The sequence below is a fragment of the Metapseudomonas cellulosilytica genome (genome assembly GCF_049334135.1).
Lineage (GTDB): Bacteria > Pseudomonadota > Gammaproteobacteria > Pseudomonadales > Pseudomonadaceae > Metapseudomonas.
On sequence record NZ_JBHZGN010000003.1, the window covers coordinates 193,615 to 217,188 of the forward strand.

General features: G+C 66.2%; 24 protein-coding genes. 13 read left to right on the forward strand and 11 right to left on the reverse strand.

Going from position 1 to position 23,574, the window contains the following annotated elements; all coding sequences use genetic code 11:
- Nucleotides 1-33: 33 nt before the first annotated feature.
- Nucleotides 34-939 carry a DMT family transporter gene (locus tag ACFW0H_RS05160; RefSeq protein ID WP_422912823.1) on the forward strand — a complete coding sequence of 302 codons (906 nt, stop codon included), beginning with the start codon at nucleotides 34-36 and terminating at the stop codon, nucleotides 937-939.
- Nucleotides 940-941: 2 nt separating this feature from the next.
- On the opposite strand, the gene gap is transcribed toward ACFW0H_RS05160, so the two are convergent.
- Together gap and ACFW0H_RS05170 are read right to left on the reverse strand one after the other, a co-directional pair.
- The gene (gene gap, locus ACFW0H_RS05165; RefSeq protein ID WP_422912824.1) at nucleotides 942-1,940 is read right to left on the reverse strand and encodes a type I glyceraldehyde-3-phosphate dehydrogenase; all 999 of its coding nucleotides are present in this window, start codon (nucleotides 1,938-1,940) and stop codon (nucleotides 942-944) included.
- A 118-nt stretch (nucleotides 1,941-2,058) separates the two neighbouring features.
- Nucleotides 2,059-2,730 (reverse strand): COG3650 family protein, encoded by a 672-nt coding sequence (locus ACFW0H_RS05170; protein WP_422912825.1) that lies wholly within the window; start codon nucleotides 2,728-2,730, stop codon nucleotides 2,059-2,061.
- A gap of 71 nt (nucleotides 2,731-2,801) precedes the next feature.
- On the opposite strand from ACFW0H_RS05170, the gene ACFW0H_RS05175 reads away from it, so the two are divergent.
- Entirely contained in the window at nucleotides 2,802-3,197 is a 396-nt protein-coding gene (locus ACFW0H_RS05175) for a DUF488 domain-containing protein (RefSeq protein ID WP_422912826.1), read from the forward strand.
- A gap of 15 nt (nucleotides 3,198-3,212) precedes the next feature.
- Here the strand turns inward: ACFW0H_RS05175 and ACFW0H_RS05180 are convergent, their stop codons facing one another.
- Complete coding sequence (locus tag ACFW0H_RS05180) at nucleotides 3,213-3,812, reverse strand: short chain dehydrogenase (protein ID WP_422912827.1); 600 nt, start codon at nucleotides 3,810-3,812, stop codon at nucleotides 3,213-3,215.
- A gap of 120 nt (nucleotides 3,813-3,932) precedes the next feature.
- On the opposite strand from ACFW0H_RS05180, the gene ACFW0H_RS05185 reads away from it, so the two are divergent.
- The gene (locus tag ACFW0H_RS05185) at nucleotides 3,933-4,847 is read left to right on the forward strand and encodes a LysR family transcriptional regulator (protein WP_422912828.1); all 915 of its coding nucleotides are present in this window, start codon (nucleotides 3,933-3,935) and stop codon (nucleotides 4,845-4,847) included.
- Between the two features lie 143 nt (nucleotides 4,848-4,990).
- Here ACFW0H_RS05185 and ACFW0H_RS05190 read toward each other — a convergent pair whose 3' ends face one another.
- Nucleotides 4,991-5,947, reverse strand: coding sequence for a LysR family transcriptional regulator (locus ACFW0H_RS05190; protein WP_422912829.1), 957 nt, complete (start codon nucleotides 5,945-5,947; stop codon nucleotides 4,991-4,993).
- Nucleotides 5,948-6,126: 179 nt separating this feature from the next.
- Here ACFW0H_RS05190 and ACFW0H_RS05195 point away from each other — a divergent pair, with 179 nt between their 5' ends.
- The 5 genes from ACFW0H_RS05195 (at nucleotide 6,127) to ACFW0H_RS05215 (ending at nucleotide 11,434) form a co-directional block, all read left to right on the forward strand.
- Nucleotides 6,127-7,635 carry an efflux transporter outer membrane subunit gene (locus tag ACFW0H_RS05195; protein WP_422912830.1) on the forward strand — a complete coding sequence of 503 codons (1,509 nt, stop codon included), beginning with the start codon at nucleotides 6,127-6,129 and terminating at the stop codon, nucleotides 7,633-7,635.
- Between the two features lie 9 nt (nucleotides 7,636-7,644).
- Nucleotides 7,645-9,882 carry an FUSC family protein gene (locus ACFW0H_RS05200; RefSeq protein WP_422912831.1) on the forward strand — a complete coding sequence of 746 codons (2,238 nt, stop codon included), beginning with the start codon at nucleotides 7,645-7,647 and terminating at the stop codon, nucleotides 9,880-9,882.
- A complete protein-coding gene (locus ACFW0H_RS05205) occupies nucleotides 9,872-10,072 on the forward strand; it encodes a DUF1656 domain-containing protein (protein ID WP_422912832.1) in 201 nt (66 codons plus the stop codon). Before ACFW0H_RS05200 ends, ACFW0H_RS05205 begins: the two co-directional genes overlap by 11 nt.
- Nucleotides 10,073-10,079: 7 nt before the next feature.
- Nucleotides 10,080-10,991: an efflux RND transporter periplasmic adaptor subunit gene (locus ACFW0H_RS05210; RefSeq protein WP_422912833.1), complete on the forward strand. Its 912-nt coding sequence runs from the start codon at nucleotides 10,080-10,082 to the stop codon at nucleotides 10,989-10,991.
- A gap of 179 nt (nucleotides 10,992-11,170) precedes the next feature.
- Complete coding sequence (locus tag ACFW0H_RS05215) at nucleotides 11,171-11,434, forward strand: DUF2790 domain-containing protein (RefSeq protein WP_422912834.1); 264 nt, start codon at nucleotides 11,171-11,173, stop codon at nucleotides 11,432-11,434.
- A gap of 212 nt (nucleotides 11,435-11,646) precedes the next feature.
- Here the strand turns inward: ACFW0H_RS05215 and ACFW0H_RS05220 are convergent, their stop codons facing one another.
- Nucleotides 11,647-12,435, reverse strand: a complete 789-nt coding sequence (locus ACFW0H_RS05220) for a helix-turn-helix transcriptional regulator (protein ID WP_422912835.1) — start codon at nucleotides 12,433-12,435, stop codon at nucleotides 11,647-11,649.
- Between the two features lie 134 nt (nucleotides 12,436-12,569).
- Between ACFW0H_RS05220 and ACFW0H_RS05225 the strand changes: the two genes are divergently transcribed.
- The 5 genes from ACFW0H_RS05225 (at nucleotide 12,570) to ACFW0H_RS05245 (ending at nucleotide 17,833) form a co-directional block, all read left to right on the forward strand.
- Nucleotides 12,570-13,385 (forward strand): carbon-nitrogen hydrolase family protein, encoded by an 816-nt coding sequence (locus tag ACFW0H_RS05225; RefSeq protein WP_422912836.1) that lies wholly within the window; start codon nucleotides 12,570-12,572, stop codon nucleotides 13,383-13,385.
- 83 nt (nucleotides 13,386-13,468) lie between these two features.
- Nucleotides 13,469-14,791, forward strand: a complete 1,323-nt coding sequence (locus tag ACFW0H_RS05230) for an APC family permease (RefSeq protein ID WP_422912837.1) — start codon at nucleotides 13,469-13,471, stop codon at nucleotides 14,789-14,791.
- Nucleotides 14,792-14,896: 105 nt separating this feature from the next.
- Nucleotides 14,897-15,319: a homoprotocatechuate degradation operon regulator HpaR gene (gene hpaR, locus ACFW0H_RS05235; RefSeq protein ID WP_422912838.1), complete on the forward strand. Its 423-nt coding sequence runs from the start codon at nucleotides 14,897-14,899 to the stop codon at nucleotides 15,317-15,319.
- A gap of 309 nt (nucleotides 15,320-15,628) precedes the next feature.
- Nucleotides 15,629-16,798: a p-hydroxyphenylacetate 3-hydroxylase oxygenase component gene (locus ACFW0H_RS05240; protein WP_422912839.1), complete on the forward strand. Its 1,170-nt coding sequence runs from the start codon at nucleotides 15,629-15,631 to the stop codon at nucleotides 16,796-16,798.
- Nucleotides 16,799-16,894: 96 nt separating this feature from the next.
- Nucleotides 16,895-17,833: a p-hydroxyphenylacetate 3-hydroxylase reductase component gene (locus ACFW0H_RS05245; RefSeq protein WP_422912840.1), complete on the forward strand. Its 939-nt coding sequence runs from the start codon at nucleotides 16,895-16,897 to the stop codon at nucleotides 17,831-17,833.
- Nucleotides 17,834-18,159: 326 nt separating this feature from the next.
- Here the strand turns inward: ACFW0H_RS05245 and hpaI are convergent, their stop codons facing one another.
- The 6 genes from hpaI to ACFW0H_RS05275 form a co-directional block, all read right to left on the reverse strand.
- Nucleotides 18,160-18,963: a 4-hydroxy-2-oxoheptanedioate aldolase gene (gene hpaI / locus ACFW0H_RS05250; protein WP_422912841.1), complete on the reverse strand. Its 804-nt coding sequence runs from the start codon at nucleotides 18,961-18,963 to the stop codon at nucleotides 18,160-18,162.
- Nucleotides 18,964-19,046: 83 nt separating this feature from the next.
- Nucleotides 19,047-19,850: a 2-oxo-hept-4-ene-1,7-dioate hydratase gene (hpaH, locus tag ACFW0H_RS05255; RefSeq protein WP_422912842.1), complete on the reverse strand. Its 804-nt coding sequence runs from the start codon at nucleotides 19,848-19,850 to the stop codon at nucleotides 19,047-19,049.
- A 7-nt stretch (nucleotides 19,851-19,857) separates the two neighbouring features.
- The gene (locus ACFW0H_RS05260; protein WP_422912843.1) at nucleotides 19,858-20,268 is read right to left on the reverse strand and encodes a 5-carboxymethyl-2-hydroxymuconate isomerase; all 411 of its coding nucleotides are present in this window, start codon (nucleotides 20,266-20,268) and stop codon (nucleotides 19,858-19,860) included.
- Nucleotides 20,269-20,279: 11 nt separating this feature from the next.
- Complete coding sequence (gene hpaD, locus ACFW0H_RS05265) at nucleotides 20,280-21,203, reverse strand: 3,4-dihydroxyphenylacetate 2,3-dioxygenase (RefSeq protein ID WP_422912844.1); 924 nt, start codon at nucleotides 21,201-21,203, stop codon at nucleotides 20,280-20,282.
- Nucleotides 21,204-21,328: 125 nt separating this feature from the next.
- Entirely contained in the window at nucleotides 21,329-22,789 is a 1,461-nt protein-coding gene (hpaE, locus tag ACFW0H_RS05270) for a 5-carboxymethyl-2-hydroxymuconate semialdehyde dehydrogenase (protein ID WP_422912845.1), read from the reverse strand.
- On the reverse strand, nucleotides 22,786-23,568 hold the full coding sequence (locus tag ACFW0H_RS05275) for a fumarylacetoacetate hydrolase family protein (protein WP_422912846.1): 783 nt from the start codon (nucleotides 23,566-23,568) through the stop codon (nucleotides 22,786-22,788). Before ACFW0H_RS05275 ends, hpaE begins: the two co-directional genes overlap by 4 nt.
- Between the last annotated feature and the right edge of the window lie 6 nt (nucleotides 23,569-23,574).

Consider the following 23,574-nt stretch of genomic DNA (forward strand, 5'->3'; position numbering starts at 1 on the left):
GCCTAGACTGGCGGATTTCCACGGAGGTGATCGATGGCGCAGCAGGGTCGGCTGGTGGCGGTGGCTTGTCTGGTTCTGGCCATGGCGCTCTGGGGCAGCTCCTTCATCGCCCTCAAGCTGGCCTTTCGTGAGGCCGCGCCACATTGGGTGATCTTCGCCCGCATGGCCCTGGGGAGCCTGGTCTTCCTGCTCGCCTGGCGCTGGCGCGGTTCCCTCGATTACCGCCCCGGCGACTGGAAATACCTGCTGGGTCTCGCCGCCTGCGAGCCTTGCCTGTACTTCATCTTCGAAGCCCTGGCGCTGCAGCACACCAGCGCCTCCCAGGCGGGCATGATCACTGCGCTCCTGCCTCTGCTTGTGGCAGTGGGCGCCTACGCGACGCTGCATGAACGCATCACCCGCAGCACCCTGGCCGGCTTTCTCCTGGCGGTGGCCGGTGCCGTCTGGCTGAGCCTGGCCAGCGAGTCGGACGGCCACGCCCCGCAGCCGCTGCTGGGTAATTTCTACGAACTGCTGGCGATGCTCTGCGCCACCGGCTACACCCTGCTGCTCAAGCACTTGTCGTCGCGCTACTCGGCCTTCTTCCTCACCGCCATGCAGGCCTTCGTCGGCAGCCTGTTCTTCCTGCCGCTGGCCTGGCTCACCTCGCCGCTGCCGGCGTCCGTCAGCCCGCTGGGCCTCGGCGCCATGCTCTACCTGGGCACCGTGGTCACAGTGGGCGCCTACGGCCTCTACAACTTCGGCGTCTCGCGACTGCCGGCCAGCCAGGCCACCGGCTTCATCAACCTGATCCCGGTGTTCACCCTGGTGTTCGCCTGGGGATTGCTTGGCGAGCGGCTGACCGGCATGCAATTGCTGGCCGCGGGCGTCGTATTCGCCGGGGTGGCGCTGAGCCAGTGGCGCAGCACCGCCCCGGCCCCGGCCGGCGTGCTGGACTAGCGCTAGGGATTGAGCCAGGTCAGCACCACGTCCAGCATCCGGTTGGCGAACGCCCATTCGTTGTCGTACCAGGCCAGGACCTTCACCAAGTCCCCCTGTACCCGCGTGTGATTGAGATCGACCACGCAGGAAACCGGGTAACCGTTGAAATCGCTGGACACCAGCGGCAGGGCATTGCACTCCATCACCCCTTGCGGCAGGTCACGGGCGCCGGCTTCCAGCGTGGCATTGATGGCCTCGCGGCTGGCCGGGCGCTCGGCAATGAAGGAAAGATCGAGCAGCGACACGTTGGGGGTCGGCACCCGCACTGCCAACCCGTCCAGGCGACCTGCCAGTTCCGGCAGTACCAGGCCGATGGCCTTGGCCGCGCCCGTGCTGGTAGGGATCATCGAGACGGCTGCTGCGCGGGCGCGATACAGGTCACCGTGGCTCTTGTCGAGGAGGTTCTGGTCGTTGGTGTAGGCGTGCACCGTGGTCACCAGGCCACTGCGGATGCCTATCCCACGGTGCAGCAGCATGGCCAGCGGGGCGAGGCAGTTGGTGGTGCAGGAGGCGTTGGAGACGATCTGCTGGCTACCCAGCTGTTCATGGTTGACGCCGTAGACCACCGTCAGGTCGGCGCTGTCCAGCGGGTGGGAAAGCAGCACGCGCGGTGCCCCGGCGGTGAGGTGCTGTTCCACCTGGGGGCGTTTCTTCATCTTGCCCGAGCACTCCAGCACCAGGTCCACACCCAACTGGCCCCAGGGCAGGTTGACCGGGTCGCGTTCGCGCAGCAGGCGAATGGTCTGGCCGTTCACCTGCAGATGGTCGTCGTGCAGGGCGACATGGCCGTGGAAGCGGCCAAAGGTGGAGTCGAAACGGGTGAGGTGGGCCAGCGACTCGAAGTCGCCGAGGTCGTTGATGGCTTCGATGCGCAGGCGCTGGTCGAGGCCGCGCTCGAACATTGCACGAACCAGGGCGCGACCGATGCGCCCGTATCCATTCAGGGCGATACGCAGCATGACATTCTCCTTCCTGTTGTCCTTCGTTCAGCTTAGCGATGAAGGCCGGTAGGAGAGGTGGCATTTGTGGGGAGAAAGCTCGGCAAGCACCCGCGGAGCTTTCCCGTCGGTGGTGGGATCACTCGTCGCGGGAGCCGCCGAAGGACGCACAGCCCCGTTGCGGCTTGCCGTCAATGCGCAGCTCGGCGCTGAGGTGCTGGACCGCGCCGCTCATGCCATCGACGCAGCGTTGCGGTGCCACCCAGAGCTCCAGGCGCTGGCCATTGGCTTCGCTGGACAGGTTGAAGCGGCCGTCCGGCAGTTGCTCCTCCATGTAGGGCAGGGCCAGGGACGGTTGTCCGGGGCGGTCCAGCACCAGGCCCTTGCCGCTGACGCTGACGTTCCACTCCGGCTCATGGCCGCTGGCGCGCAGCAGCAGGCGCTTGAAGTTCAGGTCGTCGCAGCCATGGCCTTCGCGCTGCAGGCGGTAGAGTTTCTGCAGGTCCAGTTGGCCGTCGGCACCCTGCATCCGGGTCGGTCCCATGCTCGCGCGGATATCCGCGAACAGGGGGCCGGGGCCCTCCGCCGAAAGGTTGGCCGCCTCGGGCAGCAGGCCGGTGGCGCCGCTGTCCACCAGGGTGAAGCGGCGTTTCTCGCCACAGGGGCTGAACATCACCTGGCCAGCGTCTACGCTCAGCTCACCCTGCAGGCGCACCAGATTGGCGGCAGGAGCGGGGGCTTTCTCGGCGAACATCTGGCAGGCGCCGAAGAGGGGCAAGAGGCTGAACAGCAGGGGGCGGGCAAAGCGCATCGGTGGGTCTCCTTCCAGGGAGCGGCCACGTTACCGGGCGATGCGAGTCAGCTCAAGCGGGAGGCAGGGCGATGATCCGATGCAAGCGAGTCTATGAGGCGATGGAGCCGGGCGATGGCCAGCGCGTGCTGGTGGACCGCCTGTGGCCCAGGGGTTGCCGCAAGGAGGCCCTTGGGCTGGCCGCCTGGCTGCGGGAAGTGGCGCCGTCCGACAACCTGCGCAAGCAGTTCTGCCACGATCCGGCGCTGTTCGACGAGTTCCGTCTGCTGTATCGCGCCGAACTGGCGGCCCATCCCGAGCACTGGCAAGGGCTGCTGGCGATGGCGCGCAACGGCACTCTCACGCTGCTCTTCGCGGCGAAGGACGAGTCTTACAACAATGCCGTGGTGCTGGCCGAATTCCTCGAGGAGGAACTGGAACGGTGCGGACCGCCCAGCTCGCCGGTGTGCTACGCCGGCGAGTTCTGACAGCCCGGTCAGCCTTTACCAGACGCGATACACCTGCCCGGTCTGCGCACCCTCGGCGCTCTTGGCGTAAGCCAGTGCCGCCAGCGCCGCCGGTACCGCCTTGTAGCCGCGGAAGAAGGGTGCGTAGCCCGGCAGGGCTTCCTCGATCACCGTCGGACTGACGCTGTTGATGCGCATGCCGCGCGGCAGCTCCAGGGCGGCGCAGCGCACGAAGGCGTCGATGGCGCCATTGACCAGGCTGGCCGAAGCGCCATAGCGGATGGGGTCATCGCTGAGGATCCCGGAGGTCAGGGTGAATGAGGCGCCATCATTGGCGAACTCGCGACCGATCAGCACCAGGTTGACCTGACCCATCAGCTTGTCCTTCAGGCCGATGGCGAACTCGGCTTCGCCCATCTCCTCCAGCGCGCCGAAATGCACCTTGCCCACCGCACTGATCAGCGCATCGAAGGGACCGGCCTGCTCGAACATGCGGCGGATCGATGCCGAATCGGTGATGTTTACCTGCAGGGCGCCGCTGCTATGGCCGACGCGAACGATCTCATGGCGCTCCTTCAGTTCGTTGTCGATGGCCCTGCCGATGGTGCCGCTGGCACCGACGAGGATGATTTTCATGGAGTGGCTCCAGGGTTGTCGGTTGTCGTTCCGTTAAGTGTAGAGTCCCATCTTTGGTCGATAATCCGTGCAATTGGAAAACTTTGGTTTTCAAATGGAAACAATGGGGCAGCATTTACCATGAGCGAAATGGACGATCTGGCAGCATTCGCCGTGCTGGTCGAGGCCGGCAGCTTCACCGCTGCGGCGGAGCGCCTGGGCTGCAGCAAAGGACAGTTGTCCAAGCGCATCCGGCTGCTGGAGCAGGGCCTGGGCGCTGCATTGTTGCACCGCACCACCCGCCGCCTGGACCTGACCGCAGCCGGCGCGGCGCTGCTGCCGGAGGCCCAGGCGCTGTCCGCCCAGGCCGAACGGGCGCGGCAATCGGTGCGTCGGCTGCAGGAGGAACTGGCGGGCTGCGTGCGTCTCACCGTACCGGTGTCCCTCGGCGAGACCTTCTTCGATGCGCTGCTGCTGGACTTCACCCGCCAGTACGGACAGATCCGCATCGAACTGGACCTGCACAACGGCTACCGCGACCTGCTGGCCGAAGGCTTCGACCTGGCCATCCGCTCGGGTATGGACCTCGATGAGCGCCTGGTGGCTCGACCGCTGTTCTCCCTGCAGGAAATCACCTGTGCCACGCCGGCGTACCTGGCCACCCATGGCGAGCCATTGCAGCCGGCGGACCTGGCGGGGCACCAGTGCCTGCTGAACACCCATTACAGCGGCTTCGAGGAATGGCTCTACCACCGCCAGCACCGCCTGGAGCGGGTCAAGGTTGCCGGCGCGCTGGCGAGCAATCACTACAGCCTGTTGAAGAAGGCGGCCATGGCGGGCGCCGGCATCGCCCGGCTGCCGTCCTATATGGTCTACGACGAACTGGCTGATGGCAGGTTGGTCTGGCTGCTGCGGGACTACCAGACCCGGCAGACCCCGGTGTTCCTGGTGCATCCCTGGCAGGCCGGCCTGCCTCGGCGCACCCAGGTGCTGGCGGACTACCTGCTGGGCTGGTTCGAGCGCAGCCGGCGGATGCTGGACAAGGCGGGGGAATAGGGCAGGGGGGGCGACGGTCGGGCTCTTCCTGTAGGGGCGAATTCATTCGCCAAGCAGGCCGAAGGGCTGCCCTGCTGACTGCCAATGGGCCAGCTGCGCTGTCCTTGGCGAATGAATTCGCCCCTACAAAGGATCGTCCGAAATCAGGAGCGCGGGGTTCCCAACCGCAGGCTGTACTCCGCCACCGACTTCTCATCCGCGGCGACCCGCTCCGGCAGGAACTCGCGGAGGAATTCGACCCAGGTGCGGATCTTCGCATCGAGGAACTGCCGCGACGGGTAGAGGGCGTAGATGCCCAGCGGGAACAGGCTGTGGTTGGGCAGCACGCGCACCAGGCTGCCGTCCGTGAGGCCGCTGATGGCCGAGTACACCGGCAGCACGCCGACGCCCATGCCGGCCTTGATGGCCTCGGTCATGGCGTCCGCGGTGTTCACCTGGAAAGGCGTCTGGTTGACGCTGACCATCTCCTGGCCGTCCGGGCCATCGAACAGCCACTTGTCCAGGGACATCACGTTGTTCACCAGGCGCAGGCAGCGGTGCTTCGACAGCTCCGAGGGCAGGCGCGGCGCGCCGTGCTTCTCGATGTAGCCGGGGGAAGCGCAGAGCACGCTGTAGGTGGTGCCCAGCTGTTTGGAGATGAAGCCCGAGTCCGGCAGCTCCTGGGCGATCACCACGGAGATGTCGTAACCCTCGTCGAGGATGTCGGTGGTGCGGTTGGCCAGGGTCAGGTCGAAGCTCACATCGGGATACTTCTCGCTGTACTGGGCGATGGCCTTGATCAGGTAATGCTGGCCGATACCGGTCATGGCATGGACCTTCAGGTTGCCCACCGGCCGTGCATGGGCCTCGCTGGCCTCCGCTTCGGCTTCTTCTATATAGCCGAGGATCTGCTCGCAGCGCAGCAGGTAACGCTGGCCGGCCTCGGTCAGCGCGATGCGGCGGGTGGTGCGGTGCAGCAGGCGGGTACGCAGGTGGGTTTCGAGGGTAGCCACCGCGCGGGAAATGTAGGAGGTGGTGAGGTCCATGCGCTGGGCAGCGGCGGTGAAGCTGCCGGTCTCCGCCACGCAGACGAAGGCGCGCATGTTGAAAAGGATGTCCATTTAGGGTCCTGGCCCGGGAGGGGGCTCAAATTTTGTCACGAAGTGTGTCGATGGATTATGGCTGATTCAGTACACAATCCTTTATCTATCCGTCGCCTTATCCTGGGCAATCCCCGGCAATAGAATCGCCGCCGTTCCAGGTCCAACCCCTGGTTTCCCAGCCTTCAGGATATGCCGCAGTGCACCGCAATCCTTGGCCCGGCGTTGCCCGTGCCAGTCTGTTCGCCGTTGTTTCGCTTCTTTCCGCCTGTATCGACAGCCAGGGCATCGCGCCTCAGGCCGAGCGCCTGGACGCCGCCCGACTCGACCTCGGCCCGGCCCTGCGCCGCGCCGAACGGGACGCCGCCTGGCCCAGCGCCCAGTGGTGGCGCGTCTATGGCGACCCGCAACTGAATGCCTGGATGGATCAGGCCCTGACCGGCAGCCCGACCCTCGCCATGGCCGCCGCACGGGTACGTCGGGCCCACGCCCTGGCGGGCGTGGTGGAGTCCGCCGAGCAGCCCCAGGTCGATCTCGAAGCCAACCTGCAGCGCAAGCGCTGGCCCCACGACTTCTTCTACGGCCCCGGCGAACTGGCGCGTACCACCAGCTGGAACAACACCAGCCTGCTGGGCTTTTCCTATGACCTCGACCTCTGGGGCCGCGAGCGCAGCCGCAGCCACCAGGCCCTGGACCAGGCCCAGGTGGCCGTGGCCGATGCGCGCCTGGCGGCGCTGGAGCTGCAGGGCAACCTGGTGCGCAGCTACATCCGCCTGGCCCTGCTGCATGCCGAGAAGGACATCGCCGAAGCCAGCCTTGCACAGCAGGAACAAATCCTGCGCCTGGCCGAACAGCGCCTGCGCGATGGAATCGGCACCCGGCTGGAAGTCAGCCGCGCCGAGGCGCCGTTGCCGGAGACCCATCGGCAGCTCGATGCCCTGAACGAATCCATCGCCCTCACGCGCAACCAGTTGGCGGCCCTGGCCGGCAAGGGCCCGGGGGAGGGCGCACGCCTCGCGCGGCCGACCCTGGACCTGCAACGCCTGCCCGGCTTGCCGGCGGAGCTGCCGTTGGAACTGCTCGGCCGTCGTCCGGACCTGGTGGCCAGCCGCTGGCAGGTGGCGGCCGAAGCGCGCGGCATCGAAGTCGCCAAGGCCGGCTTCTACCCCAACGTCAACCTGCTGGGCGGCATCGGTTCCAACGCCACCCAGGGCGGTGTGCTGGATTTCCTGCGCTACGACAAGCTCACCTACAACCTCGGCCCGGCCCTCAGCCTGCCGGTGTTCGACGGTGGACTGCGCCGCGGCCAGCTGGGCGTCGCCGCCGCCGACTACGACCTGGCGGTGGAGGCGTACAACCAGACCCTGGTCGGCGCGCTGCAACAGGTGGCCGACGCCCTGGTGCGCATCGAGTCGTTGCACCAGCAACAGGAACTCGCCGCCGAGGCGGTGGCCGCCGCGCAGAAAACCTGCGACCTCGCCCTGCTGGCCCAGCAGCGTGGCCTCACCGGTTTCGATACCGTGCTGGAAACCCAGCCCACCCTGTTCCAGCGCCAGCTCCAGCAACAGCAGGTACGCGCGGCGCTGCTGGGCGCCCAGGCCGACCTGCTGCTGGCGCTCGGCGGCGGCGCGCTGCCCGAGCCCGCCGGCCCTTCCGACGCCAGCCTGGCGCCGCAGGAACCGCGCCTGCGCTTTCTCCCCAAGCCCTGAGGACCCTCCATGGTGAAAACCTTCAACCGCGCGCTGGCCGAGTGGGCGCGCAGTGACGGCCTGACCTGGGCCTTCATCTTCAAGGCCCTGCTCACCGCCTTCCTTGCCCTCTGGCTGGCCTACCGCCTCGAACTGCCGCAGCCGGGCACCGTGCTGGTCACGGTGTTCATTGTCATGCAGCCGCAGAGCGGTCAGGTCCTGGCCAAGAGCTTCTACCGCATCATCGGCACCCTGCTGGGGCTGACCGTAATGGTGGCGCTGATCGCCCTGTTCAATCAGGAACGGGTGCTGTTCATGCTCTGCCTGGCCATCTGGATCGGCCTGTGCACCGCCGGTGCGGCGCGCTATCGCGACTTTCGCGGCTACGCCTGCGTGCTGGCCGGCTACACCGCAGTTATGATCGGCCTGCCGGCCACGACCCATCCAGATGACGCCTTCATGCTCGCCCTCTGGCGGGTGCTGGAGATCAGCCTGGGCATTCTCTGCACCGGCCTGGTCAATGGCCTGATCCTGCCGCAGAGCACCAGCACCGACCTGCGCAACACCCTGCACGGACGCTTTCGCGACTTCGCCGCCTTCGCTTGCGAAGGCCTGGCCGGTGGCCTCGACACCCAGCGCTTCGACGCCAGCAACGCGCGCTTCGCCGCCGCGGCGGTCAGCCTGGAGAACATGCGCAGCGCCACCGCCTTCGAAGACCCGCACATGCGCATGCGCAGCGGTCGCCTGGCGCGGCTGAACAACGAATTCATGGTGCTCTCCACCCGCTTCCATGGACTGCACCAGCTGCTGCGTCGCCTGGCCACCGACTCGGTCCAGCCTGTAGGAGCGAGCATCGCGAGCGAAGGCTCCGAGCCGGAGGATTTCGCCAGCAGAGCTGGCTCCTACGGCGGCATCGTGCTGGAGGCTTTGCAGCCCTGCCTCGCGGAGGTCGCCCGATTACTGGCGCCGTTGCGTGACCGCCTGAGCAGCGAGGCCGACGCCGCGCAGCTGGCCGTGCGCCTGGAGGCCTGCAAGCAGGAACTGATGCAGCTGATCCGCGCCGGCCGTGCGCGCCTGGCCACGCAGCAGCCCGGCGAAGCCCAGAGCCTGGACTACGACACCGCCGCCGAACTGCTCTACCGCTTCGCCGACGACCTGCACAACTACGCCCAGACCCACGCCTCGTTGCTGGAGGACCACCATGTCCGCGAGCAGTGGCGGGAAAGCTTCCGGCCCCGCGCCAACGCCGTCGCCGCGGCAGTGGCCGGGCTGCGCAGCAGCCTGCTGATCCTGCTGCTCAGTGTGTTCTGGATGGCCACCGCCTGGCCCAGCGGCGGCACCTTCGCCATGACCATCGGTATGGTCTCGGCCTTGGCATCCTCGTCCTCGAACCCGAGGCGGCTGTCGCTGCAACTCACCCTGGGGGCCAGCGCCGGCGCGCTCCTCGGCATCTTCATGACCTTCCGGGTGCTGCCCGAAATCGATGGCTTCGCCTTGCTCTGCTGTGCCCTGGCCCCGGTGGTCGCCCTCGGTGCCTACCTCCTCGCGCGGCCGCAGTGGGCCGGAGCCGGGCTGGGTCTGCTGGTGTGGTTCAGCATGACCTCCATGCCGGCCAACCAGACCCTGTTCGATCCGCACCGGGTGCTCAACGAATACCTCGCCTCGGTGCTCTCCATGGCGTTGGCCACCGCCGCCGCCGCCGTGCTCCTGCCGCCCAACCGCCCCTGGCTCTGGCGGCGCCTGGAGCGCGACCTGCGCATGTGCGTGGTGCGTGCCGTGAGCGGGCGGATGAAGGGCCTGGTATCCGGCTTCGAAAGCGGCACCCGCGACCTGCTGAACCAGGCCTATCTGTACTCCGCAGGCCGTCCCGACGTGCAGCGCCAGTTGTTGCGCTGGATGTTCCTGGTGCAGGAGGTGGGCCACGCGGTGATCGAGCTGCGCCTGGAGCAGGCACGCCTGCCGGCGCTCTCCTGCTACGCCGAATCCATGCCCTGGCGCAATGCGATCCGCGCCATGGGGCGGGCCCTGGTGCGGCTGTTCATCCAGCCCTCGGAAGCCAACCGCCAGCGCGCCCTGCTCGCCGTGGAGCAGGCCATCGACAGTGTGCGCGGCACCGCCGAACCCTGCGCGCCACAGTTCGACACCTCGCCCCTGCGCCGCCTGCAGAGCTACCTGCACTTCATCCGTAGCTCATTGCTGGACCCGCAGAACCCCCTGGCCGGCGAAGACCAGCCGGCGCGTCTGCAAGGAGTCGCCCATGCCGCGTGAAATCGCCCTGCACGGCGTCTACATGCCGAGCCTGACCGTCCTGTTCCTGCTGGCCTTCCTGCTCGGCTGGGGGCTGGACCGCCTCTTCGCCTGGTGCGGCCTGTATCGCCACGCCTGGCACCCGGCGCTGCTGCGCGTCGGCCTGTTCACCTGCCTGTATGGCGCCCTGGCGCTGACCATCTACCGTTGAGGCCCCCATGTCCCTGAAACGAATCATCAGTGTCGGCGCGACCCTGCTCATCCTCGCCCTGGCGGTGCTGCTGGTGCGTACCCTCTGGCTGCACTACATGGACTCACCCTGGACCCGCGACGGCCGGGTGCGCGCCGACGTGATCAACATCGCCCCGGATGTGGCCGGGCTGGTGGTGGAGGTGCCGGCGCGGGACAACCAGAAGGTCGAGGCCGGTGACCTGCTGTTGCGCATCGATCCGTCCCATTACGAAGTGGCGGTGAAACAGGCCGAGGCCCTGGTGGCGGCACGCAAGGCGGCGCTGGACATGCGCAAGGTCAACGCCGACCGCCGCGCCGACATGGACGACCTGGTGGTGTCCCGCGAAAGCCGTGAGGACGCCGGCCACCTGGCCGCAGCCGCCCTCGCCGAATACCAGGAGGCGCTGGCCGCGCTGGATGCGGCCAAGCTCAACCTGGCCCGCACCGAAGTCCGCGCGCCGGTAGCCGGGCATATCACCAACCTCAACGTCTACAAGGGCGATTACGCCGAACGTGGCGAAGCCAGCATGGCTCTGGTGGACGACCGCTCCTTCTACGTCAACGGCTACTTCGAGGAGACCCGCCTGCCGCATATCAAGGTGGGCGATCGCGCCGAGCTGCGGCTGATGAGCGGCGAACGCATAGTCGGCCATGTGGACAGCATCGCCCGCGGCATCTACGACCGCGACAACCCGGAAAGCCGCGAACTGACCGCCGACGTGAATCCCACCTTCAACTGGGTTCGCCTGGCCCAGCGGGTGCCGGTGCGCATTCATCTGGATGAAGTGCCGGATGGCGTACTGCTGGCCGCCGGCATGACCTGCACCGTGGTGATCGGCGAGGAGGGCAGGGAACCGGAAACTTCCGGTTTCCTCAACGGATTGTTGTTCGCCCAGTAAAGAGTCCTTGTTGTAACTGGTGCTGTTTCCGAAGTTTCCCGGTCAATAAAATTATCCCGCCTCCCACGACGAGGCGCTTGCTGACGTAAACATCACCGAAAGGTGTTGCGCTGTGCCTTCGACCAGTTCGTGGAGAGCTGGTCGAAGTTCTAACTTCCAAGTTTTCGGGAAACTATCCAATGAAAGCTTTTGCCTTGCTGGCGCTGGCCGGCATGTCTGCCTTCGCCCTGGCTGAAGAACCGGCGGAATCCGCCGTTGCAGTGCAGCCCGCTATCGAGCAGTACCACTACGGCATGGAAATGGATATCGCCAAGGTTATTTCCAGAAGCGAAATTCCAGATGTATGCGGAATAGTACCTGCCTATATGACTTACGAAGACCATCAGGGGAACGTTCACCGCGTGGAATATAGGGTCTTCGGCAAGGGTTGCAGTAACGGTTGATTGATCCTGGTTGATTGTTTCGACGGAATGCCCGGCTATTGCACGTCGGGCATTGTCGTTTCTGGGGAAAGAGTTTTGTCCAAGCGAAGATTGCTGTAGGGGCGAATTCATTCGCCAAGCAAACCGAAGGTTTGCCCGTCGTATCCAATGGGGCCGCTTTGCGACCCTTGGCGAATGAATTCGCCCCTACACGCAGATCCACACCCCCGCTGTCACCCCACCTGCGCTTTCAAAAACAGGCCGAACAGCTCCGACTGCGACTTGATCCCCAGCTTGCTGTAGATGTGCTTGCGGTGGACCTTCACCGTCTCGGCGGAGATATCCAGCTTGCGTGCGATCTCCTTGCTGGAGCAGCCGCTGAGCATCAGGCGGGCGACTTCCAGTTCGCGGGCGGTGAGGGCGGTTTCCACCTTCTGCCCGGCCGCCTCCAGCTGTTCCTGCCAGGCGGGGGCTGGGGGCGGAGGGCTGGCCATGAGTTCCTTCTCGAAGCCCATGCGCTGGCGCATCAGTCCGGCGACCCAGGGCTGGATCAGCCCGAGCAGGGCAATCTGTTGCGGGCTGAACGCCTGCCGCGAGCCCAGGGACAGGCAGAGGGTACGCGCGCCATCCAGCGGCACATTGAGCTGCACCTCGTCGGCCACCACATTGAGGCGGAAATAGCGCTGGTAATAATCGGTCTGTTCGAAGCACTCCGGCGCCACCTCGGCCAGGCGGAACAGGCCGCCTTCATTGCGCTCGCGGCTGGCGATGTAGAAGGGGTCGAGCTGGTAGAGCCCGCGCAGGTAATCCTGGAACAGCGGGTCGGGCCCGCCGTCGGCGCCCGGGCATTCGGCGAACACCTGGGGCCGGCCATCGCTGAAGAGCAGGGCGACCCAGCTGTCGAAGGGCACATATTGTTCCAGCAGGCGCACCAGGGCGAGCCAGAAGCCGGGGCGGTCGAGTTGCTCGATCAGCCGGCCGACTGCCTGGTGCCAGGCGATGTCCTGCAAGGTCAGACTCATGTTTCTACCCCCGATGGGTTACCACGCCTGCGTAATTACCTCGTGCCTGGTCGCGCTCCATACTCCGGATACACCAGGGCGGGTGCCGAGCATTGTGACCTCTGCTCGCCCGCTGACAAGAACCAGGAGTACCCATGAAGGTCGAACTCGTCCAACTCGCCGGCCGTGACGGCGATACCGCCTACAACCTCGAGCGCACCCTCCAGACCATCGCCGCCTGCGCGCCGGATACCGAACTGGTGGTCTTCCCGGAAACCCAGCTGACCGGTTTTCCCACCGCCGACAACATCGCCGACATCGCCGAGCCGCTGGACGGTTCCAGCGTACGGGCGGTGCAGCAGGCTGCTCGTGAGCGCAATGTGGCCGTGGTGGTGGGCGTGGCGGAGAACGACGCCGGCACCTTCTACAACACCACCTTGCTGATCACTCCGGAAGGCATCGCCCTGCGCTACCGCAAGACCCACCTCTGGGCGTCGGATCGTGGCGTCTTCACCCCCGGTGACCGCTATGCCACGGCGCTGTGGAAGGGCATCCGCGTCGGCATCCTGATCTGCTTCGATATCGAGTTCCCCGAGAGCGCCCGCGCCCTTGGCCAGTTGGGTGCCGAGCTGATCCTGGTGACCAACGGCAACATGGACCCCTACGGCCCGACCCACCGCACCGCCATCATGGCCCGCGCCATGGAAAACCAGGCCTATGCGGTGATGGTCAATCGCGTCGGCGAAGGCGACGGTGGCCTGGTGTTCGCTGGCGGCAGCGCGGTGGTCGATCCCTTCGGCCAACTGCTCTGCGAGGCCGGCCGCGACGAGTGCCGGCAGATCGTCGAGCTGGACCTCGAGCGCCTCAAGGCCGCCCGCAGCGACTACCGCTACCTCGACGAGCGCCGCCTGCAGCTTCCGGGCGAGCGCATCGAGCATGCCGATGGCCGCCGCGAGCTGCTGATTCCCTGATTTCCCTGGCCGCTCCATCCGCAGAGCGGCCCTTCATGCCACTTCGGCTCTGCCACAACAACCAACAATTCGGAGTAGCGGTAATGGCTCATCTTCAGCGCACCCTGTCGCTGGGGTCGGTGGTGCTTTTCGGCATCGCCTACATGACCCCGATCATCGTCCTCGGCACCTTCGGCATCCTCGCCAACAGCACCGGCGGCCTGGTGCCGGCGGCGTACCTGGCGGCCTCCGTGGCCATGCTCTTCACCGCCCTGAGCTATGCGCGCATGGCCGCGGCCTTCCCGGTGGCCGGCTCGGCCTACACCTACGTGCGCAAGGCCATCAACCCCAAGCTGGGTTTCCTCGCCGGTTGGGCGGTGCTGCTGGACTACCTGTTCCTGCCCATGGCCATCTGGCTGATCGGTGCGGCCTACCTGCATTCGGCCTTCCCGGCGGTGCCCCAGGCGGTCTGGGTACTGGCCTTCATCGGCGTCACCACCGCGATCAACGTGGTGGGCCTGCGCTTGGCGAAGAAGGTCAACGGCGTCCTGATGCTGGTGCAGTCCCTGGTGCTGCTGGCCTTCGTCGCGCTCTGCGTGCATTACGTGCTGGGCGATGCCAGCAAGCCGCTGTGGTCGCTGGAACCCTTCTTCAGGGAGGGCATGCAGCTGCCGCTGATCATGGGGGGCGCGGCCATCGCCTGCTATTCCTTCCTCGGCTTCGACGCGGTGAGCACCCTCACCGAGGAAACCCGCGACCCGTGCCGCACCATTCCGCGGGCGATCCTGCTGATCACGCTGATCGGCGGCCTGATCTTCATCGCCGCCTCCTACTTCGTGCAGCTGGCGCATCCGTCCATCGAGTTTCAGAGCGCGGATTCGGCGGCCTACGAGATCGCCCGCAATATCGGCGGCGACCTGTTCGTGTCGATCTTCCTCATTGGCCTGATCGTCGGCCAGTTCACCTCGGGCCTGTCGGCCCAGGCCAGCGCCTCCCGCCTGTTGTTCGCCATGGGCCGCGACGGGGTACTGCCGCAGTCGATGTTCGGCCGCCTGAGCGAGCGCTTTGGCACCCCCGTGGGCAGCATCGTCCTCTGCGGCGTGGTGGCGCTGCTGGCGCTGCAGATGGATGTGACCACGTCCACGTCCTTCATCAACTTCGGCGCCTTCCTGGCCTTCACCCTGGTGAATCTCTCGGTGATCTTCCACTACTGGCTGAATGGCGAGCGTCGCGGCCCGCGCGAGTTGGTGCAGTACCTGCTGTTCCCGCTGGCCGGAATGGTGGCGACCCTCTGGCTGATGGTCAGCCTGGACCACCTGGCGATCATCCTCGGCCTGTCCTGGCTGGCGCTCGGGGTGATCTACCTCGGCTGGCTCACCGGCGGTTTCCGCCGCCAGCCGCCGGAGCTGAGCTTCGAGGAGGCCTGATGCCAATGGGCGGACCCACGAGGTCCGCCCTTCGTCTTGCCGGGCTGCGAGAGTGCGGATATTTTCATTAAAATCTTCACGATACAGTCCCGGACCCTCGTCACCATGCCTGAAACCCGTCCCTCCCTGACCCTCACCCTGCTGCAGGCCCGTGAAGCGGCCATGAGTTTCTTTCGCCCGCTGCTCAACCAGCACGACCTGACCGAGCAGCAGTGGCGGGTGATCCGCCTGCTGCGCCAGCACGGCGAGCTGGAGAGCTACCAACTGGCGGACCTCGCCTGCATCCTCAAGCCGAGCATGACCGGCGTGCTGGCGCGGCTGGAGCGCGACGGCATGGTGGCGCGGCGCAAGGCCCCGCAGGACCAGCGTCGCGTGCTGGTCAACCTGACCGAAAAGGGCCAGCAGTGCTTCGTGTCCATGAGTTCGGGGATGGAGGCCAACTACCAGAAGATCCAGGACCAGTTCGGCGAGGCGAAGCTCAAGCAGCTCTTCGAACTGCTCAACGAGCTCAAACAGATCAAGCCCTGAGTCATGGCACATGTAGGGTGGACCACGCTTTACCGGTCCACCGGCTTTTGCCAGCAGGAGAGGGCGAGGTTCTCGTAGTCCGCCGATAGTGGAAATCCTCTTCGAGGATTTTCACCCTACCTGTCCTGCGCGAGACCGCGCCACGAAAAGTGCAATCGAGACTCCGTAACGTCCATTCTTGAGGTTGGTACCCCATCCCATAATCGCCCTGCACCCACTTGGGTTACCGCCTGCGGCAGCGGCCTGGTCCGGCTATCAGGACCGCTTCGGCCCGACGGCGCCACCTCTAACAATAAGCAGGGCTCCGACATGAAAAAGCCAAACCCTCTCCTCGATGACCTGAAGGCCATCCTGCCTGCCATCGCCGCCAATGCTGCGAAGGCCGAGCAATTGCGCCAGGTGCCCGAAGAGAATATCGCCATGCTCAAGGGCATCGGCCTGCACCGCGCACTGCAGCCGAAGAAGTACGGCGGCATGGAAATCTCCCTGCCGGAGTTCGCCGATTGCGTGGTCGCCCTGGCCGGCGCCTGTGCCAGCACCGCCTGGGCCTTCAGCCTGCTGTGCACCCACAGCCACCAGTTGGCGATGTTCCCCGCGCAACTGCAGGAAGAGGTCTGGGGCGAGAATTCCGACGCCACCGCCAGCAGCTCCATCGCGCCCTTCGGCAAGGTGGAGGAAGTGGAGGGCGGGGTACTGTTCAACGGCGAGATGGGCTGGAGCAGCGGCAGCGACCATGCCGAATGGGCCATCGTCGGCTGCCGCCGGAAGAATGCCGAGGGCGAGCTCATCTACTGCTTCGCCGTGTTGCCGCGCAGCGACTACGAGATCCGCGACGACTGGTTCGCCGCCGGCATGAAGGGCAGCGGCACCAAGACCCTGGTCATCAAGGACGCCTTCGTGCCCAACCACCGCATCCAGGCCGCCAAGGACATGATGGAAGGCAAGTCCGCCGGCTTCGGCCTGTACCCGGACAGCAAGATCTTCTACGCGCCTTATCGCCCGTACTTTGCCAGCGGCTTCGCAGCCATCAGCCTGGGCATCGCCGAGCGCATGCTGGAAGCCTTCAAGGAGAAAACGAAGAACCGCGTGCGCGCCTACACCGGCGTCAGCGTCGGCACCGCCACCCCGGCGCTGATGCGCCTGGCCGAGTCCACCCACCAGGTGGCCGCCGCCCGCGCCTTCCTGGAAAAGACCTGGCAGGAGCACGCCGAGCACGGCGAGCGCCACCAGTACCCGAGCCGCGACACCCTGGCCTTCTGGCGCACCAACCAGGCCTACGCGGTGAAGATGTGCATCCAGGCGGTGGACCGCCTGTTCGAGGCCGCCGGCGGCACCGCCTGGTTCGAGAACAACGAGATGCAGCGGCTGTTCCGCGACTCCCACATGACCGGCGCCCATGCCTACACCGACTACGACGTCTGCGCGCAGATCCTCGGGCGCGAGCTGATGGGACTCGAACCCGACCCCAGCATGGTGTAACGCCTGCATCCCTTACCTGCGTGCCGGGCGGCCCGCGTCGCCCTCATTCGAAAAACCGTGTGGCCGTCCCATGAGGCGGCCGCCAGGAGCTGCGCCATGTCTTCCCAAGAGTCCGTTTTCGATTCCCGGGCCTTCCGCCGCGCCCTCGGCAATTTCGCCACCGGCGTCACCATCGTCACCGCCACCGCGCCCGATGGCAGCCGCGCCGGGGTCACCGCCAACAGCTTCAACTCGGTATCCCTGGAGCCGCCGCTGATCCTCTGGAGCATCGACAAGCGCTCCAGCAGCCTGGCGGTGTTCCAGCAGGCCAGCCACTTCGCGGTGAACATCCTCGCCGCTGACCAGATCGACCTGTCCAACCAGTTCGCCCGTCCGCGCGACGACAAGTTCGATGGCGTCACCTTCGACACCGGCATCGGCGGCGCGCCGCTGTTCCCGGACTGCGCGGCACGCTTCCAGTGCGAGCTGCACCAGCAGGTGGATGGCGGCGACCATGTCATCCTCATCGGCAAGGTGCTGGCCTTCGATGATTTCGGCCGTTCCCCGCTGCTCTACCACCAGGGCGCCTATTCCATGGTCCTGCCGCACACCCGCATGACCCAGAAGGGCGAAGGCCAGCCGGCTTCCAGCGCCTTCCAGGGGCGTCTTTCGCACAACCTCTACTACTTGATGACCCAGGCGGTGCGCGGCTACCAGGCCGACTACCAGCCCAAGCAGCTCGCCACCGGCCTGCGCACCAGCGAGGCGCGCATGCTGATGGTGCTGGAGAACGACGCCGGCCTCGACCTCTGCGACCTGCAGCGGGAAGTGGCGATGCCCAGGCGCGAAATCGAGGAGGCGGTGGCCATCCTCAAGCGCAAGGGCATGGTGGCCGATGCTGGCGAACGCTATGTGCTGACCCCGGCCGGGGTGGAGCAGGCCGACGCGCTCTGGCGCATCGCCCGCGAGCAGCAGGAGAAGGTGTTCGCGCAGTTCAGCGAGGAGCAGGTGGAGACTCTCAAGCAGATGCTCAAGGCGGTGATTGCGTTGGGGTGATCGAACTGGAGTGGAAAATGGCGCCCCTTGTGGGCGCCATTTTCATTTTGGGGGAGGGGAAACCCGTAGGAGCGAATTCATTCGCGATCCGTGTTCAGTCTAGGTACCGAGCGGACGGATACATCCCTCACCCCCGGCCCCTCTCCCGGAGGGAGAGGGGTGACTCGCGGTGGCGACGAAGTGCCAAAGCCCACCCCCTGCACGGCCAGCCCCCTCTCCCTCTGGGAGAGGGTTGGGGTGAGGGGGCTTCGCGACCGCTCGGTGCCAAGAAAGTAGGTACAAGAAAGCCGGCTCAAGGAGCCGGCTTTCTTCATCACCAGGGTCAATCAATACACCCCACCACCCCCGCCCACCGGCGCCGGCGTCCCCTTGAACGCCCCCGCCAGGCTCTGCAATCCACGCATCAGCACCGTGGTATCCACCCCCACCGCAACGAAGGCCGCGCCCAGTTCGATGTAGCGCCGTGCCAGGGCCTGGTCGGCGGAGAGTATGCCGGCGGCCTTGCCGGCAGCGCGGATGCGGAGGATGGCGTCCTCGATTGCAGCCTGCACCTCGGGATGGCCGGGGTTGCCGCGATGGCCCATGGCGGCGGAGAGGTCGGCCGGACCGATGAAGACGCCGTCGACTCCTTCCACGGCGGCGATCACATCCAGGTTGGCCAGGCCTTCGAGGTTCTCGATCTGCACCAGCAGGCACATCTGCTCGTCAGCGTTATCCAGGTAGCCGGGGATGCTGTTCCAGCGCGAGGCGCGGGCCAGGGCGCTGCCGACGCCACGGATGCCGAAGGGCGGGTAGCGCATGGCGCGCACCAGATCAAAGGCCTGCTCGGCGGATTCCACCATGGGCACCAGCAGGGTCTGCGCCCCGATATCCAGCAACTGCTTGATCAGTACCGCGTTGCCGATGGGGGGGCGGATGATGGGCTGGGACGGGTAGGGCGCGATGGCCTGGAGCTGGGCCAGCAGGCTGCGCAGATCGTTGGGGGCGTGCTCGCCGTCCAGCAGCAGCCAGTCGAAGCCGGCGCTGGCCGCCAGTTCGGCGCAGTAGGCATCGGCGAGGCCGAGCCAGAGGCCGATCTGCGGCTGGCCGGAATTCAGCCGAGCCTTGAAATGGTTGATGGGGAGTTGCATGGGAAGCTCCTTTGGAGAGCTGCAAGCTGCAAGCCTCAAGCAAAGGCCGTTTCACTTGCAGCTTGAAGCTTGTGGCTTGCCGCTTACACGAACCGGCAGGCGATGGAGCCCAGCTGGTCGTAGTCGACGTGGAAGGTATCCCCGGGGTTGGCCGCCACCGGGCGGGTGAAGGAACCGCCGAGGATGATCTGCCCGGCTTCCAGGGTGACGTCGTAGGGGGCCAATTTGTTGGCCAGCCAGGCCACGCCCTTGGCCGGGTGATTGAGCACCGCGGCGGAGACGCCGGATTCCTCGATCACGCCGTTGCGGTAGAGGATCGCCGGAACCCGGCGCAGGTCGATATCCGTGGGGCGTACGGCCCGCCCGCCCATGACCACACCGGCGTTGGCGGCGTTGTCGGAGATGGTGTCGAAGACCTTGCGCGTCACCTTGGTGTCCGGGTCTACCTGCTGGATGCGCGCGTCGATGATCTCCAGCGCCGGGATCACCCACTCGGTGGCCTCCAGCACGTCGAACACCGTGCAGTTCGGGCCGCGCAGCGGCTTGCCGAGGATGAAGGCCAATTCCACTTCCACGCGCGGGACGATGAAGCGCTCGAAGGGGATGTCGCTGCCTTCGTCGAACAACATGTCGTCCAACAGCGCGCCGTAGTCCGGCTCGGTGATATTGGAGGAGACCTGCATGGCGCGGGAGGTGAGGCCGATCTTGTGGCCCACCAGTTTGCGGCCGTCGCGGATCTTCTGTGCCACCCAGGCGCGCTGGATGGCGTAGGCGTCGTCGATGCTGATGGCGGGGTAGTCGAGGGAGAACTGGCGCACCTGCTCGCGGGAACGCTCGGCGGCGTCTAGGCGGGCGGCGGCTTGCTGGATGATGCTGGCGTCGAGCATGGAAACCTCAGGAATTCTTCGAGAACAGGGGGTGCAGGCTGCTGTGCTTGGCATCAAAGACCTGGCTGGGGCTTTCGTCGATCTGCAGGGTGACGCCGATGGGGCGTTGCTCCAGCAGGGCGTCGAGGTAGCCACGCAGCACCGCCAGCAGGCTGTCGCCCACCTGCTTGTGCACCGCCGGGCTGCGCCCGGCGCCCATGCGCAGGTTGGCGTAGAGGAAGCCGTAATCACCCTTGCCGTCGGCCACGGCGGCATGGGCCGCCGGGTAGGCCAGCACGCGGGTGCCGCCGGTGGGGAACACCTGGCGGCCGGTCTCGTCGCGCTGCTGCAGCATGCAGTCGGCGAGGGCGCGGCACAGGCCGCCGATGTCGGCCTCGCGTTCCAGGTCGGGGCTGTAGAGCAGGACCAGATGGGGCATGGCGAGGCTCCTTACAGGCGGCTGGTGGAGGTGACGCCGGCCGGGTTGGAGGCCTGGGCGGCGGGGATGGCGGAGCCGTCCTGTGGGGTGACCGGGAACACGGCGTTGATCTGGCCGGTGCCGGAGGAGCCGAAGTAGGGCGTGACGACTTCGGCCTTGCCGTCGTACTTCGACCAGCCCAGGGCACCCAGCAGCATCGCGGTGTCGTGCATGAAGCCTTCGCCGTGACCCTTGACCGCGTACTCCGGGAGCATGGTGCAGAAGTCGTCCCACTCACCGTCTTGCCACATCTGCACGACGCGGTTATCGAGGATTTCCAGGAAGGGGCTCCACACTTTTGTGGCGAACTCCGGCGCCTGGCCGTTCTGCGCGAAGCGGTGGGACAGCGAGCCACTGGCGAGGAAGGCGACCGTGCCGTCGTAGTGTTCTTCCACCGCCTTGCGCATGGCCCAGCCGAGGCGGGCGCTGTCGTTCAGGTAGTGGGAGGTGCACAGCGCCGAGACCGAGATCACCTTGAAGTGCTGGTCGGCGTTCATGTAGCGCATGGGCACCAGGGTGCCGTACTCGGGGGCCAGGGTGGTGGCGTCGTGGGCCATGGTCTCCACGCCGTAGCGGTTGCATGCCTCGGCCAGCAGGCGACCCAGTTCGGGGTTGCCGGGGAACTCGTACTCCATGTTGCTGATGAAGTGCGGCAGCTCGTTGCTGGTGTACAGACCCTGGAAATGAGGGCCGCAGTTGACGTGGTAGTTGGCGTTGACCAGCCAGTGGGTGTCGAACACGACGATTGTGTCGACGTTCAGCTCGCGGCAGCGGCGGCCGATCTCGATGTGCCCGTCGATGGCCGGCTTGCGAAAGCCCTGGCGCGGGCCGGGCAGTTCGGACAGGTACATGGACGGGACGTGGGTGATCTTGGCAGCCAGAGCAAGTTTGCCCATGACGGTTCTCCTAGCGGCGGGCGCCCTCTCTCACGGGGCGTCCTGGTTGTTGTGGTGTTTGCACGCCAGCGAAAGTGGCCGCTCGCGCAGGGTTTGCCTGCGGAGCGGCTCTATGCGGACGAGCCTTACACGCCCCAACGCGGGATGTGGTGGCTGCCCATGGAAATGCACACGTTCTTGATCTCGGCGAACACCTCGAAGCTGTACTGGCCGCCCTCGCGGCCGGTGCCCGAGCCCTTCACGCCACCGAACGGCTGGCGCAGGTCGCGCACGTTCTGGCTATTGATGAACACCATGCCGGCCTCGATGCCGCGGGCCAGGCGGTGGGCCTTGCCGATGTCCTGGGTCCAGATGTACGAGGCTAGGCCGTATTCGGTGTCGTTGGCGAGTTGCAGCGCTTCGGCTTCGTCCTTGAACTTCATCAGGCAGACCACTGGGCCGAAGATCTCTTCCTGGGCGATGCGCATGCGGTTGTCCACATCGGCGAACACGGTGGGCTGGATGAACTGCCCGCGCGACAGGTGTGCCGGCAGGTTCGCCGGGCGCTCCAGACCGCCGGCCAGCAGGGTGGCGCCTTCCTCGATGCCGATGCGGATGTAGCCGGTCACCTTGTCGTAGTGGGCCTGGGTAATCATCGAGCCGACCTGGGTCTTCGGGTCCTGCGGGTCGCCGACGATCAGGCGTTTGGCGCGGGCGGCGAACTCGGCGACGAATTTGTCGTAGACGCTCTCCTGGATGAAGATCCGGCTGCCGGCGGTGCAGCGCTCGCCGTTCAGCGAGAAGATGGTGAACAACGCGGCGTCGAGGGCACGGTCGAGATCGGCGTCGTCGAAGATCAGCACCGGCGACTTGCCACCCAGTTCCATGGAGTACTTCTTCAGGCCGGCGGTCTGCATGATCTTGCGGCCGGTGGCGGTGCCGCCGGTAAAGGAAATCGCGCGCACGTCCGGGTGACGGACCAAGGCATCGCCAGCGGTGGAGCCGTAGCCTTGCACCACGTTCAGCACGCCTTTCGGGATGCCGGCTTCCAGGGCCAGGCGGCCCAGCTCGTTGGCCGTCAGCGGAGACAGCTCGCTCATCTTCAGCACCGCGGTGTTGCCCAGGGCCAGGCACGGCGCGGTCTTCCAGGTGGCGGTCATGAACGGCACATTCCACGGCGAGACCAGGCCACAGACACCCACCGGCTGGTAGAGGGTGTAGTTGAGCATCTGGTCATCCACCGGGTAGCTGTGGCCGTCCATGCGGGTGCAGACCTCGGCGAAGAACTCGAAGTTGTGCGAGGCGCGGGGGATCAGCACGTTCTTGGTCTGGTGGATCGGCAGGCCGGTGTCCAGGGTTTCCAGCTCGGCCAGGTGCGGTACGTTCTGGTCGATCAGTTCACCCAGCTTGCGCATCAGCCTGGCGCGCTCCTTGGCGGGGGTGTTCGCCCACTTGGGGAAGGCTTCCTTGGCGGCGGCCACGGCGGCGGCGATTTCCTCGGCGCCGCCGCTGGCGACTTCACCGATGGCGTCCATGGTGGCCGGGTTGTAGTTGACGAAAGTCTCTTTGCTTTCGACTTCCTGGCCGTTGATCCAGTGCTTGATCATGCGGTTCTTACCTCTTGTTGCTTGCGGGCGAAGAAGGCCTCTTCGCTGACGATGCGGTTGACCAGGCGGCCCACGCCTTCCACTTCCACCACCACTTCATCGCCGGGCACCACGTCGGCCAGGCCCTCCGGCGTGCCGGTGGCGATCATGTCGCCCGGCTGCAGGGTCATGAAGCTGGAGAAGTATTCGATCAGGTAGGGGATGTCGAAGATCATGTCGGCGGTGGTGCCTTCCTGCTTCAGCTCGCCATTCACCCAGGTGCGCAGCGTCAGCTTCATTGGGTCGGGCACATCGCCGGCGTCGACGATCCAGGGACCGACCGGGGTGGTGGCGTCGCGGTTCTTCACCCGCAGGTTGGGCCGGTAGTAGTTCTCGAGAAAATCGCGGATCGCGTAGTCGTTGCAGACGGTGTAGCCGGCCAGGTAGGAGAGGGCGTCTTCGCGCTTCACGTTGCGCGCCGGCTTGCCGATCACTGCCACCAGCTCGCACTCGTAGTGCATGTAGGCGACGTTGTCCGGGCGCCAGGTGACCTGGTTGTGGCCGGTGTAGGTGCCCGGCGACTTGATGAAGGCCAGCGGCTCGGTGGGTGCCTTGAAGGCCAGTTCGGCGGCGTGGTCGGCGTAGTTAAGCCCCAGGGCGAACATGCTGCCGGTAGCCGGTGGCAGCCACTCGACCTGGTCTTCGGCCAGCAGGCGGCCATCGACTAGACGGACGGCGTTGTCCGCTTCCACGGTCACGGCGTGGAGTTCGCCCTGGTAACGGATGCGTGCGTGTTTCATCTCGGG

Coding starts and splice junctions, on each gene's coding strand:
- ACFW0H_RS05180 (WP_422912827.1), bottom strand. CDS start 3,812: ATGAAAATCATCCTCGTCGGTGCCAGCGGCACCATCGGCAGGGCCATC.
- ACFW0H_RS05160 (WP_422912823.1), top strand. CDS start 34: ATGGCGCAGCAGGGTCGGCTGGTGGCGGTGGCTTGTCTGGTTCTGGCC.
- hpaI (WP_422912841.1), bottom strand. CDS start 18,963: ATGCAACTCCCCATCAACCATTTCAAGGCTCGGCTGAATTCCGGCCAG.
- ACFW0H_RS05205 (WP_422912832.1), top strand. CDS start 9,872: ATGCCGCGTGAAATCGCCCTGCACGGCGTCTACATGCCGAGCCTGACC.
- ACFW0H_RS05245 (WP_422912840.1), top strand. CDS start 16,895: ATGTCTTCCCAAGAGTCCGTTTTCGATTCCCGGGCCTTCCGCCGCGCC.
- ACFW0H_RS05200 (WP_422912831.1), top strand. CDS start 7,645: ATGGTGAAAACCTTCAACCGCGCGCTGGCCGAGTGGGCGCGCAGTGAC.
- ACFW0H_RS05215 (WP_422912834.1), top strand. CDS start 11,171: ATGAAAGCTTTTGCCTTGCTGGCGCTGGCCGGCATGTCTGCCTTCGCC.
- ACFW0H_RS05240 (WP_422912839.1), top strand. CDS start 15,629: ATGAAAAAGCCAAACCCTCTCCTCGATGACCTGAAGGCCATCCTGCCT.
- ACFW0H_RS05230 (WP_422912837.1), top strand. CDS start 13,469: ATGGCTCATCTTCAGCGCACCCTGTCGCTGGGGTCGGTGGTGCTTTTC.
- ACFW0H_RS05190 (WP_422912829.1), bottom strand. CDS start 5,947: ATGGACATCCTTTTCAACATGCGCGCCTTCGTCTGCGTGGCGGAGACC.
- hpaE (WP_422912845.1), bottom strand. CDS start 22,789: ATGATCAAGCACTGGATCAACGGCCAGGAAGTCGAAAGCAAAGAGACT.
- ACFW0H_RS05170 (WP_422912825.1), bottom strand. CDS start 2,730: ATGCGCTTTGCCCGCCCCCTGCTGTTCAGCCTCTTGCCCCTCTTCGGC.
- ACFW0H_RS05225 (WP_422912836.1), top strand. CDS start 12,570: ATGAAGGTCGAACTCGTCCAACTCGCCGGCCGTGACGGCGATACCGCC.
- hpaH (WP_422912842.1), bottom strand. CDS start 19,850: ATGCTCGACGCCAGCATCATCCAGCAAGCCGCCGCCCGCCTAGACGCC.
- hpaD (WP_422912844.1), bottom strand. CDS start 21,203: ATGGGCAAACTTGCTCTGGCTGCCAAGATCACCCACGTCCCGTCCATG.
- ACFW0H_RS05175 (WP_422912826.1), top strand. CDS start 2,802: ATGATCCGATGCAAGCGAGTCTATGAGGCGATGGAGCCGGGCGATGGC.
- ACFW0H_RS05260 (WP_422912843.1), bottom strand. CDS start 20,268: ATGCCCCATCTGGTCCTGCTCTACAGCCCCGACCTGGAACGCGAGGCC.
- ACFW0H_RS05275 (WP_422912846.1), bottom strand. CDS start 23,568: ATGAAACACGCACGCATCCGTTACCAGGGCGAACTCCACGCCGTGACC.
- ACFW0H_RS05185 (WP_422912828.1), top strand. CDS start 3,933: ATGAGCGAAATGGACGATCTGGCAGCATTCGCCGTGCTGGTCGAGGCC.
- hpaR (WP_422912838.1), top strand. CDS start 14,897: ATGCCTGAAACCCGTCCCTCCCTGACCCTCACCCTGCTGCAGGCCCGT.
- ACFW0H_RS05220 (WP_422912835.1), bottom strand. CDS start 12,435: ATGAGTCTGACCTTGCAGGACATCGCCTGGCACCAGGCAGTCGGCCGG.
- ACFW0H_RS05210 (WP_422912833.1), top strand. CDS start 10,080: ATGTCCCTGAAACGAATCATCAGTGTCGGCGCGACCCTGCTCATCCTC.
- gap (WP_422912824.1), bottom strand. CDS start 1,940: ATGCTGCGTATCGCCCTGAATGGATACGGGCGCATCGGTCGCGCCCTG.